11 protein-coding genes are annotated in these 12759 nt (G+C 34.1%); 2 read left to right on the forward strand and 9 right to left on the reverse strand.

Going from position 1 to position 12759, the window contains the following annotated elements:
• From M997_RS16765 to yddG, 3 genes are all read right to left on the reverse strand, one after another.
• Positions 1 to 373, reverse strand: a 373-nt coding sequence (locus M997_RS16765) for a hypothetical protein (protein ID WP_156510832.1), incomplete at its 3' end; no start/stop codon positions are given.
• 129 nt (positions 374 to 502) lie between these two features.
• Positions 503 to 1777, reverse strand: a complete 1275-nt coding sequence (locus M997_RS16770; protein ID WP_064721302.1) for a bifunctional O-acetylhomoserine aminocarboxypropyltransferase/cysteine synthase — start codon at positions 1775 to 1777, stop codon at positions 503 to 505.
• 211 nt (positions 1778 to 1988) lie between these two features.
• Positions 1989 to 2903, reverse strand: coding sequence for an aromatic amino acid DMT transporter YddG (yddG, locus tag M997_RS16775; RefSeq protein WP_064721262.1), 915 nt, complete (start codon positions 2901 to 2903; stop codon positions 1989 to 1991).
• A 1246-nt stretch (positions 2904 to 4149) separates the two neighbouring features.
• Between yddG and M997_RS16785 the strand changes: the two genes are divergently transcribed.
• Positions 4150 to 4452 carry a helix-turn-helix domain-containing protein gene (locus M997_RS16785; RefSeq protein WP_064721264.1) on the forward strand — a complete coding sequence of 101 codons (303 nt, stop codon included), beginning with the start codon at positions 4150 to 4152 and terminating at the stop codon, positions 4450 to 4452.
• Between the two features lie 144 nt (positions 4453 to 4596).
• Here M997_RS16785 and potD read toward each other — a convergent pair whose 3' ends face one another.
• The 6 genes from potD to cuyB all read right to left on the reverse strand — a co-directional run bounded on the left by potD (position 4597) and on the right by cuyB (position 11357).
• Positions 4597 to 5640: a spermidine/putrescine ABC transporter substrate-binding protein PotD gene (gene potD / locus M997_RS16790; protein WP_064721265.1), complete on the reverse strand. Its 1044-nt coding sequence runs from the start codon at positions 5638 to 5640 to the stop codon at positions 4597 to 4599.
• A 114-nt stretch (positions 5641 to 5754) separates the two neighbouring features.
• Positions 5755 to 6537 (reverse strand): spermidine/putrescine ABC transporter permease PotC, encoded by a 783-nt coding sequence (gene potC, locus M997_RS16795; protein ID WP_064721266.1) that lies wholly within the window; start codon positions 6535 to 6537, stop codon positions 5755 to 5757.
• A complete protein-coding gene (potB, locus tag M997_RS16800; RefSeq protein WP_064721267.1) occupies positions 6534 to 7394 on the reverse strand; it encodes a spermidine/putrescine ABC transporter permease PotB in 861 nt (286 codons plus the stop codon). The genes potC and potB overlap by 4 nt, the downstream gene beginning before the upstream one ends.
• Positions 7378 to 8493: a spermidine/putrescine ABC transporter ATP-binding protein PotA gene (potA, locus tag M997_RS16805; RefSeq protein ID WP_064721268.1), complete on the reverse strand. Its 1116-nt coding sequence runs from the start codon at positions 8491 to 8493 to the stop codon at positions 7378 to 7380. Before potA ends, potB begins: the two co-directional genes overlap by 17 nt.
• 712 nt (positions 8494 to 9205) lie before the next feature.
• A complete protein-coding gene (locus M997_RS16810; protein ID WP_064721269.1) occupies positions 9206 to 10507 on the reverse strand; it encodes an anaerobic C4-dicarboxylate transporter in 1302 nt (433 codons plus the stop codon).
• Positions 10508 to 10655: 148 nt separating this feature from the next.
• Complete coding sequence (cuyB, locus tag M997_RS16815; RefSeq protein ID WP_064721270.1) at positions 10656 to 11357, reverse strand: cysteate racemase; 702 nt, start codon at positions 11355 to 11357, stop codon at positions 10656 to 10658.
• A 438-nt stretch (positions 11358 to 11795) separates the two neighbouring features.
• Between cuyB and hypT the strand changes: the two genes are divergently transcribed.
• Positions 11796 to 12704 carry a hypochlorite stress DNA-binding transcriptional regulator HypT gene (hypT, locus tag M997_RS16820; protein WP_064721303.1) on the forward strand — a complete coding sequence of 303 codons (909 nt, stop codon included), beginning with the start codon at positions 11796 to 11798 and terminating at the stop codon, positions 12702 to 12704.
• Positions 12705 to 12759 lie beyond the last annotated feature (55 nt).

Here is a 12759-nt window from a genome sequence, read left to right on the forward strand (position 1 = left end):
CTATTACTGAGTTATTTTCACCCTTCGAATATTTAAAGCCTTTTACTAAAGTAAGAGACTTTTCATATATTTCAGCATGGTCAGCATGGTCATCTAAATTATCTTTTTTACATTTGCTGTCTAAAAAACACTTTAGAGAGGAGAGCGAATTTGTTTTTCCCTTATCCATACTATGACAATAACTTGCAATATCATATTCAGATGAATAGAATTCCGATTTCATTGAACTCTGTCTAAAAGGAGTACTACTATTAAATAATCCTATTACACTAGAACTAAGACTAGAAAAAAAATCAACAATATTATTGATTGACTTTAGCACTCCTGTAGAAAATTGACTAGCGGTATCTCTAATAAATGAAACAACACCCATAATATATCCTTATATTAAATAGATGAGTATTAAATTTAAGTGTCAGATATTAATAAAACTACAAAGTTTAAATATAAAAAAACCTCCTTTAAATAAAGAAGGCTTAATGTTAATTATTTGAATAGCTAATTAAATACTGGCTTTTAATGCCTGTTCTAAATCATCTAAAATATCGTCAATATGCTCAATACCAATAGATAAACGAATTAAATCTCGTGAAACACCTGCTCGTGCTAATTCTTCATCATTTAATTGGCGATGTGTCGTTGATGCCGGGTGACAAGCTAATGACTTAGCATCACCAATATTTACAAGACGTACAATTAATTGTAACGCGTCGATAAATCTAGCACCTGCTTCTGCACCACCTTTGATCCCAAAAGAGAGAATACCTGCGGGCTTACCTGACATATAACGTACCGCTAAATGGTGTTCAGGATGATTGCTTAATCCTGCATATTTTACCCATGCCACTTGAGAATGACTTTGCAGATATTCTGCCACCTTTTGCGCATTTTCAGTATGTCTATCCATACGTAAAGCCAGCGTTTCTAAACCTTGTAAAATTAAAAAAGCATTAAAAGGTGATAATGCTGCACCTGTTCCACGCAAAGGTGCAACACGACATCTTGCTATATAAGCAGCAGCACCAAAATGCTCAACATAATTCACACCATGATAAGAAACATCGGGTGTATTTAATATTTCAAAGCGATCTTTATGTTCAGCCCACGGAAATTTACCAGAATCCACAACAATGCCGCCAATCGAATTACCATGACCACCTATATATTTGGTTAACGAATGAATAATAATATCCGCACCATGTTCAAAAGGACGACACAAATAAGGTGTTGCAACCGTATTATCAACAATTAAAGGCACACCATGACGATGAGCAGCATCTGCTAATGCTTTAATATCAACAATATTCCCACTTGGGTTTGTTATTGTTTCGCAAAATACCGCTTTGGTATTTTCATCAATTAGCGCTTCAAGTGCAGCAATATCATCATGAGGAGCAAAACGCGCTTCAATACCAATTCGTGGAAATGTATGCGCCATTAAATTATATGTGCCGCCATAAAGCTTAGCGACAGAAACAATATTGTCACCCACTTGGGCAATAGTTTGAATAGCGTAAGTAATTGCCGCCATACCTGATGCCACAGCAACAGACGCAATTCCGCCTTCTAATGCCGCAACCCTTTTTTCTAATACGTCATTGGTTGGGTTCATTATGCGGGTATAAATATTTCCAGGTACTTTTAAATCAAATAGATCAGCACCATGTTGCGTATCATCAAACGCATAAGAAGTCGTTTGATAAATAGGCACAGCGACCGCTTTTGTGGTTGGATCAGGTGAATAACCGGCGTGAACAGAAAGTGTCTCAAGTTTCATAGCAATCCCTTTTTGTTGCATTTGTTCTTATCGTATTACTTAGATACTAAATCGAAGTAGGATCTTTTAGTTTATAACTAATATAGATAAGCTGATATTTCACCTATCGCATAGTGAAATTATTTCAACTTCGATTAATTAACTGAAAGACGAATAGAATTCACTTCTCAATAAATACGCAATTTGGCTTATATTGAAGCTAATTTTCGTGCTATTTAGCCATTTTAGGTGATTTAATCCTTTTTTGACGAGTGGCTAACCAGCAAATTAAAGAGCCCGCTGTCACCATCATCACACCTTGCCAAAAAGAAAAAGAGAGTGCGGTTGATAATAATAAAGATGAGAATGCCGTCGAAATTACAGGAGTAAAATAAGAAAGAGTCGCCAATAGCGTGACATTACCTTTTATCATTCCCATCGTCCAAGCGGCATTAGCCAGACCGATAGCGGCCCCCGTAATTAGCAATAATAAAATACTTTTATTATTTATCACCCATTCAACGGGCGATGAAAAGATGTATTGCCCCCACAAGGCTAATGAAGTCAATAAGAAGAAAGGAACAATGCCGTTATACCCGCCAGAAATAAGGCGCGTTAAGTTACTATAAAATGCCCATAAAATAGCGCCAGAAAACGCCAATATATAACTAACAGGATTAGAACAGATATTTTTCCATAACCCATCTATTGTTAATGGGTTATCACCACTCACAACCCAAATCAAACCACTAAATGAGCATAATAATCCGATAACGAGTAAAATTGAAAAACGCTGCTTATTGAGTATAACCGCCAGTGCTAATGTAAAACTTGGCCATAAATAGTTGACCATACCCAGTTCTATTGCTTGCGTTCGATTTGATGCAAATCCAAGCGCCAATGATAAACAGACTTCATAGGTGACAAATAATAAGCCTCCCCAGAAAAGATATTTTTTAGGATAAAGCGATAACTTAGGCCAACCGAATAATAAAATAAGGAAAAGCGTTCCTGTTGAGTAAATTAATGCGGCACCCCCCACAGCACCAAAATACTCACTGATATTACGAATCAATCCAACAATCGTGCTCCAAAGTAAAATAGCAACAATGCCATACAACGTTCCTTTTGATGAGCTAGAAATCATTTTGTGCCTTCACATGTTAGATTTTGTCATTAGAGTCGATATTAAAACAGAATCCAATTAATTGCTTTAATTACTATCATACAAAAATTCAAAGAGCCTCTGATCAATGAAACATCTTGTTACAATTAATAGCAAAGATAAAAAACACCATTCTACTCTCGCTGGTTGTAAAAAAGGGAGTATCAATTAAAAATGAAAAAATTATCGTTTTTAATTTCAATCAAAAATGAATAAATATTATTTCTATTTTTTTCAATGAAAAATAAATTCATATTTTTTATTTTTATAAAAAATCTTTCCATTCTATATTTCTTACTCAAAAAAATATAAATTTTTGTGATAATGTATAAATAATTTCAGCTTGAAATATGTTCTATGAAACATTAGTTTATCAGTAAATACATCACATCTATTTAAGATGCTCCTTATTAGATCAAATCAAACAAAAAAAGATAAAAATAAAAACAATAAATATCAATGAGATAATAAAGTACACAAAAATACATTAGATAAAATTATGAATTATCTTGTTTTTTAAGTTAAAAAATATCTATAATTATTAATTGATCAATAGGCTTTAACTATAAAAAATCACAAAAATGATCGTTTAAAACGATTTCTCTAATTTATTTAACACATTTATAATTCATGAAAATTTCACTTAAGTGAGCCCAGTAAAGTCATTATTGTTTTTTAAATAACATCATATTTATGGGATAACCTATAGCATTTGAAATAAAATTATTAATATTTAGGTTATTTAGATAAATGCTCTTATTAAAAAAATTAGAGTGAGCAATAAAAAATCGCCAAAAATTATAGTGACTCATTTATAATTATTTTATTACTTTTGATTGATATCTTAATGCTAAGGATGGCATATCTTTTTATCAAAAAAAATAGCCATATGATTTATTAGTCCGTTATTTTAAATTATTATGAAAAAGGTACTTATATTGTTAACCTTCCCTTTATTTATAAAAACAGCTTATTTATATAGTGTTAAATTATTTTTTCTATATGTTTTTTATCACTATAATATAAAAAAAATAAAATTTATTTCTACTTCCATTGAACAATTGAAACAATCTTTAATTAATCGCATAAACTCTAATAACGAAAACTATATATTAAATCTGCCAACACATTATATCACGACTGGAGCATTAAAACCTGATAAAACAAACGGGTTAGCCAGTCTGACTTTTTCTTATCAATAATGATTTGAATTTTTAAGGCTGATTAAATGATTGATAACAGCAAAACCATTAATTTTCGTATAGGACAACGAATACGCCATTTACGAAAAAAATTAAAATGCTCAGGAACATTATTTGCTCAAGAGTTAGGAATAAGTCAACAACAACTTTCTCGCTATGAACGAGGAACAAATAGGATCAGCATTGAACTTATTTATCTAATTTCTGAAAAGTTTGATGTTCATATTAGCTATTTTTTACAAAGTAATTATTTAATTAATATTGAACAACAACATAAAACTCAAGAAAAAAATAATCGACTTGTTGCTGAATGCTGTATAAAAAAATAATATAAATTATACTTATTTTTTTATTATATTTTACTAATTCTGCCTCTCTATTTTATTTTTACTATGATTTTTAATGGAAATTTTTATCTCACTTTGACATAAAAAAAGCCACCTAAAGGTGGCTTTTTAGCAATAAAAACGTAATTAACGTCCTGCTTTTAATTTTTGGTAATAGCTTTCGTATAATATTGTGGCATCACCCACATCATTTTGCCATTCACCTTTATTAATAATCTCTTCACTTGGATAAAGTGAGCTATCTTCAGTAATAACATTTGGCAGCAATTTTTGAGCCGCTAAATTAGGTGTTGGATAACCAATATTTTCAGCGACTTTTGCTGCAACCTCAGGACGTAATAAGAAATCGATAAGCTTATGAGCGCCTTCAACATTCTTTGCATTAGCAGGGATCGCTAAGCTATCCATCCAAAAAATTCCACCTTCTTTTGGCCACACCATATCAATAGGCGCACCCGCATCTCGTGCAATAAAGGCAGAACCATTCCAAATCATCCCTAAATTAACTTCCCCTTGCATATAAGGATTAGCAGGATTATCAGAATTGAAAGCTAATACATTTGGCATTAACTTTTGTAGCTCTTTATAAGCTTCTTCAATCTGTTTCGGATCAGTAGTATTACCTGAATATCCCAGCTTTAATAATGCGATTTGGAAAACTTCGCGGGCATCATCCGTCAGCAGTAAGCTATCTTTATATTCAGGTTTCCATAAATCAGCCCATGAAGTCACGCTGCTCGCATCAATTTCATCGCCATTAATCCCAATGGCTGTAGCACCCCAAATATAAGGAATGGAGTAGTCATTTTCAGGATCAAAAGATTTATGTAATAAACTTGGATCAAGGTTATCAAAATTGGTTAATTTTGATTTATCAATCTTTTGTAACATCCCTTCATGACTCATTTTAGAAATAAAATAAGTTGAAGGAACGACCAAATCATAAGCCCCATCTTTATAGGTTTTTAGTTTGGTATACATGCTTTCATTGGATTCATAGGTTGAATAGATAACCTTAATCCCAGTTTCTTTCGTAAACTGTTCAAGTAAACCAGGCGGCACATACTCCGTCCAGTTGTAGAAATATAATGTTTTACTATCATCAGCCGATGCTGTACTGATGCTCAATGCCATTACGCTGGCAGCAAGCACAGAGGACCACTTTTTCATTTATGTTTCCTTCAGTGGTTGATGCGTTAATATCAAATAGGCAGTCAGCCTACCTCCAACAGATTGGTCCTATAGACCCCAAAAAGTACGAAAAATCGTACTAATACGTGTAAATTACGCCGTTTTCCCTGTTCTATCTCTTAAGATCAACTGGCTAATTAATACTAATACTAATGATAGACCTAAAAGGATCGTTGCTAACGCATTAACCTCTGGTGATACGCCAACTTTTACCATTGAGTAAATTTTTAATGGCAATATTTCGTAACTAGGGCCAGTTACAAAAGAGGAAACCACAACGTCATCCATCGATAATGTAAAACTTAATAACCAACCTGAAGCTATTGCAGGCATCGCAAGAGGCATAATGATTTTACGTAAAATAGTAAATTCACCTGCACCTAAATCTTTAGCCGCTTCTAACATTTTTACATCAAAACCACTGAGTCGTGAGTAAACCGTTACCACAACAAAGGGTAAGCAAAATGTAATATGTGAAAATAACAGCGACCAAAAACCTAATGAAACACCCAGTATCATAAATAATACAAGCAATGAAATTGCCATCACGATATCTGGAGACATCATCACAACAAACAGCATACCACCAACAAATTTCTTACCACGAAAACGATAGCGATATAACGCAACAGCGGCTAACGAACCAATTAATGTGGCAAAAGTGGCTGATGTTACAGCCATTGTTAATGAGTGCCCAGCAGCTTGAAGCAGGCTATCATTATTAAATAAAATGGTATACCAATCTGTGGTAAAACCTTTCCAGTTAATCCCGAAGCGTGATGAGTTAAATGAATTAACTATCAGAATGATAATCGGGATATAAAGATACGCGTAAATAATGGACATAAATCCACCACGCAATAACCGTCCTATCATTCTATTTCTACCTTCTTATGCAGTAGCTTCACGGCGCGATAATAAACAAATAGCATTAACCCCATTACCAGCGTTAAACAAATACTGGTCGCTGCACCAAATGGCCAGTCTCGAATATTTAAGAATTGGCTTTTTATTACGTTGCCAATTAATAAGTTTTTCGCGCCGCCCATTAAATCCGCGACAAAGAATAGTCCCATTGCTGGCAACATCACTAATAAACAACCCGCAATAATACCAGGCATTGTGAGTGGAATAATAATGCGGATAAAAGTCTGCAATTTATTCGCACCTAAATCACGCGCTGCTTCTAAACAAGGTTTATCAAGCTTTTCAATGCTGGAGTAGAGTGGCAATACCATAAAAGGTAATAAGATATAGACCAATCCCAATACAACGGCTTCAGGGGTATAAATAATTCTTAATGGTTTATCAATCAGACCAATCCACAATAGAAATTCGTTAAAATAGCCTTTAGTGCTTAGGAAAATCTTTAATCCATAGATACGAATTAATGAGTTAGTCCAAAATGGCACAATCAATAAAAACAGCATTAACGGTTGTAATTTTTTAGGCATTTTTGCAAGAAAAAAAGCAAAAGGATAACCTAACAATAAACACGCTAATGTCGCCACTAACGCCATATTGATAGAGTGCAGCAGAACTTCTGCGTACATGGGATCAAATAAGCGATAGTAGTTATCGAGTGTAAATACCATTTCAACCAAGTTAGCATCATTACGGGTTAAAAAACTGGTCGCAATGATCATGATATTCGGCAAGAAGACGAACACCATCAACCAACCCACAACACCCGTAATAACGATGTTTTGAAATAGTTTACGTGTTTTCTTCATCAGCCAGCACGACCTCCCAGCTTTCAACCCAAGTAACTGCAATTTTTTGATCTAACGAATGGTCTACATCAGGGTCATCTTCATTAAAGAATTCACTGACCATCACCATTTTGCCATTTTCCATTTCAACAACAGAGTCCAGCGTCATCCCTTTATAGTTACGCTCACGTACATAACCAATAAGTCCAGGGAGGTTCTCCAGATCATGAATTTCTTCTACACGAAGATCTTCTGGCCTTAGTAATACTTTAAGTTGCTGATTAGGTTTCACAGGCAATGTCGTGTAAATATCACACTCATGCCCTTCAACATCTGCTCGAATACATGCTTCATCAATACGATGTAAGACACGAGCATCAAAGATGTTTATTTCACCAATAAACTGCGCAACAAACAGGTTGGTTGGCTCTTCATAAATCTCACGAGGTGTGCCATCTTGCTCAATTCGCCCTTCACGCATAACCACGATGCGATCTGACATTGTCAGCGCTTCTTCTTGATCATGAGTAACAAAAATAAAGGTTATTCCTAATTTTCGTTGTAAGGCTTTTAATTCATTTTGCATCTGTTTACGTAATTTGTAATCCAGCGCAGATAATGATTCATCAAGTAATAAGACTTTTGGTTTATTCACAACAGCACGAGCAATTGCAACACGTTGTTGTTGTCCACCTGAAAGATGTGCAGGACGACGTTGGGCGAAATCTTCAAGTTGCACCATACGCAATGCTTCTTCAACACGGTGATTGATTTCGTCAGCAGGTCTTTTCTGCATACGTAAACCAAACGCCACATTTTCAAACACAGTCATATGTGGAAAAAGTGCATAACTTTGAAATACAGTATTTACAAAACGTTGTTCAGCAGGGAGATGAGTTATATCCTGCCCATCGAGGATGATTTGACCATCATCAACGTCTTCCAAACCTGCGATTAAGCGTAAAACCGTCGTCTTACCACAACCTGAAGGGCCAAGTATTGTTAAAAACTCGCCATGGTTGATAGTGAGATCGAGGCGGGAAATGATTTGTTTTCCGTCGAAACCTTTACTTAAGGATTTTAATTCGACAAGTGGTATCAGAGATGTTTTCTCAGTCATTTAAGGTAATACTCTATCCCGAAGAATAATGCAGATAGAACCGCCGCCGGAAAAGACTGTGTGAGCTGCCGGAGCATTATGCTCCACAGAAGCCCAAAACCAGCAACGCCGTATGTATAATAGTACAAGGGGCAAATGATAAACGCAGCGACGTCAAATTGAAAGCAAAAAGGCACTTTAGATATGAAAAACTATTCATATTTGAGCAATTCCTCATAAATCATCTTTTTATATTTATAAGGAAAAAACATAATAAAATCAGAAAGCTAATATTTATTATATATTAAACCGATTCATTCATTTTTATGATTAATTAATTTTTGCCATCTAAACAACATAATAATAGCGTATTTAAACCAAAACCTAGCTGATTAACTTAATTAGTTCACTATGATAGCAATAAAAATAACAGACTATTTAAAGGGCTATTAGGTTGTTTTCCCTATTATTAAATTTCTATTTTATTTTTATTATTTTGATTAATATTTATCCTTAAAAAGGAAATCCCTGATCACAAATCCATTATGATCAGGGGCAATAAGAGATATGACACGCTCCGCTACTCTGACAAAGCATTTTATTTGTATTTTTCAAGAAGTACCGTTCTTATTTGCGCTTAGAAAGCGGTTTTCTTGATAACACTTTCTTTCTCAATAAAGATTATTTGCTTATTAATATTGTCATTAACGACTTGAATTATTACCCGCCCCTTTTAAACAACCATTGGTGCAACAATAAAGCCAAAAAGTACACCAGCAATAATTCCGCCTAGGCCCGGTAGCATAAATGGATGATTTAATATGTATTTTCCTACTCGCGTTGATCCTGTTGAGTCAAATTCAATCGCAGCAAGTGATGTAGGATAGGTCGGTAATACAAATACACCAGTAACTGCAACGTAAGAAGCCAAAATAGCCCATGTCGGTACATCTAAAGCTATCGCCAGTGGAATAATTAATGGTGTTGTTGCGCCTTGTGAATATAACAACGCACAGGTAAAGAAAAGTACGGCAGCAAGTAAAATAGGATAAGCCGTTAAAATATCCCCTGCGACAGCTTTTATTTCTTCAATATGAAAATCAACAAAAGTAGTACCTAATGTCACGATCCCTAAAATAACCGCTAACGAACTCATGCCAGAGCGAAATGTTGGTGTCATGACAATGGCATCAGGAGACGTTTTACAAAAGACCACCATCAGACAAGCTGCACTTAACATACAAATCACGATGATGTCACGTGTTCCCATTGTTTTTCCCAAATCAAAACCTGGACGTAATTCTGGGAAAGCCGCAAGGACTACGACTGCAATTGTAGATAATAAGAATAATACGACAGAAAATTTAGCCCAAGCGGTATCATTACCTTTTTTCTCTTCGTACTTTTTAACTAAACCCGCTTTTAGACGCTCAATATAAACTTCATCATCTTTTAATTCACACCCTTGGCGAGACGCAATAAACGCAGCGACCATTGCGGCAACAAATGATGCGGGTAAACAAACCGCCATTACAGTGATAAACGACACACCATTCACTTCCATGATCGTCAACATAGCCGCCATTGCAGCACTAATGGGTGATCCTGAAATAGCAACTTGTGAAGCGACCACAGAGCCAGCAAGGGTACGTGAAGGACGAACACCTGAGTCTTTAGCAATTTCAGCAATAACCGGTAAGGTTGAGAAAACAATAAACCCTGTTCCTGCTAAAATGGTCATTGTCCAAGTAATCATTGGCGCAATAATATTTATATATTTAGGATTCTTGCGCATAAATTTGCCCGCAAGACGTACTAAATAATCCATCCCGCCTGCTGCTTGTAATGCAGATGCCGCAACAACAACGGTCATAATAATTAAAATGACATCAACAGGAGGAGAGCCTATTGGTAACCCTAATCCAATAGTTAATATAACTAATCCTAATCCGCCACATAAACCAATACCAATTCCTCCCATTCTAATACCGAAGAATATGGCACCTAATACCACAAGGATTTCTAACCAAATCATAATTGGCTCCAGTAGATATTTAAATTAATAATTCTATTTATGAGATATATATTGTTTAAATTTAATTATTGTGATTGCGCTTATTTATTTTTATTAATTACTTTATGGCTACATTATTAAAAAAATATAAAATTCCATTAGCCTAAAATTAATTTCGCTGCCTTTTTTGATACCAATTAATACCCGCATGAACTAATGCACTGGTTGAATCAATATACTTATCTTTATATTTATCAATCTCTTTATTCAAAATAACAGGTACTTCTGTACAACCAAGAACAATAACTTCGGCACCTTGTTTAAAAAGCTGATCTGCTATTTCTTTCATTAAATTTTCAGCCTTTTCTATTTCCCCCGATTTTAATAAGTAAATACTTTTCATTACTTTTTGTTGTTCTTCTTTATTGGGTGTTAAGCAATTCAAACCTAGCTCTTCTATTTTTTGTTGATATAACCCCATATAAACCGTTGCATTAGTTGCAAGTAATCCAATGTTTTTTTTCTTGGAATTAACGACCTCCTGCATTGTGGAATCAATAATGCTAAGCAGCTCAACATGGCAACTCTCTTTTAATTGAGAAAACCAGTAATGAGCCGTATTACATGGAATAACAATGCATTCTGCACCTGCGCGTTCTAATAAATGTAGATAGTTTTGCATTAATGGTAATGGGGAATTTCCATCATGCATTAATGCTTGCGTACGATCAGGAATATTAGGAATTGAAGAAATAATAAGTGGAATATGCTCTTGATCACAATTAGCTTTAGTAAAAGCAATAAACTTATTAAATAAATCAGCAGTCGCCGCAGGCCCCATTCCACCAAGAACACCAATTAAACCTTTCATAGAAAACTCTCTTTAGTGATAGCCATTTGATAAAAATCATTAATCATTTTCTAAAAAATAAAATAACAAAAGTTGATTACTAATAACTTCTATAAAAATAAGATGATTAATATCTAAGCTTGTTTTTAGCTAAAAGAGAAATGCAAGTAAGTATGGGATTATGCAGATCCCGCATTAAGATTTAAATTACACTTGCTATCTTTAATATATATTTATCAATTAAATTAATAAGATAAATAACATTACAACCAGATAAGCCTAGTATTGATATTTAATTTTATTATGTCGTAATAACTAAAGTGAAGGTGCAATGCATAATTCGAATTAGAATAAAACATAATAAGATAAATTTAATAACTAATATTTAACCATAAATATAAGAATTAAACGTGAATAATGAACATTACATAAAGAATAAATAAAGGGGAAAACATTATGATGAAGAATATAGAAACTAAATGGCTTTATGATTTTCTAACGCTAGAAGCTTGTCGTCATTTTTCACATGCAGCAGAGCAACGTAATATTTCGCAACCTGCGTTTAGTCGACGAATTCAAGCATTAGAATCCGCCATTGGTGTGCCATTATTTGATAGAACAACACTGCCTTTACAACTCACAGAAGAAGGTAAACTTTTTCATTCACAAACGCGAAGTCTTTTACAACAGCTAGAATGTAATTTAAGCGAATTATCTGGCTACAATATTTTGAGTATTCCTAATATTAATATTGCTGCAGCACATTCTTTATCATTAACTTTACTTCCTAAGCTTATTCACTCACTTTCACAATTTAGTGAAGAGTTTGTTTATCATGTAGAAGCCATCGATGTTGTTCAGGTCGTAAACGCCTTACGAGAAGGTCGAAGTGATTTTATTATCTCCTTTTATGATGAAGATTTAATGCAGCCTCCATTTTGTTGTTTAAAAATATTTGAATCTGAAATGTATCCAGTATGTGCAGCAACAGCAGATGGTAAACCAATGTATGATATTTATCAGCCTCAAGTTCCTTTATTAAATTACACCGATGCCTCTTATATGGGCCGTTTGGTAAATAAACGGCTACGCGAAGTCGGTGAAATTACGACTCGTACGCTTTTTATGTCTTCTATGAGCGAATTATTAAAAAATATGACATTAGATGGGCATGGTATTGCTTGGTTACCTATTTACTCAATTGAACATGAGTTAAAAGAAAAAAAACTCGTTCGCCTTAATACTCCTGAATTAACAATTCCGATAGAAGCATATATTTATCGAATGGATACTCGACTCAATAAAACAGCAGAAAATTTTTGGCAGATATTAAAGAAAAGTCTTCCTCACCACTTAGTTAAAAAATAGTTTTCAATTATTAAAAATAAAAGACCACCTTTAATTTTGGTGGTCTTTTATCTTA

The organism is Proteus hauseri ATCC 700826, assembly GCF_001654965.1.
Lineage (GTDB): Bacteria > Pseudomonadota > Gammaproteobacteria > Enterobacterales > Enterobacteriaceae > Proteus > Proteus hauseri.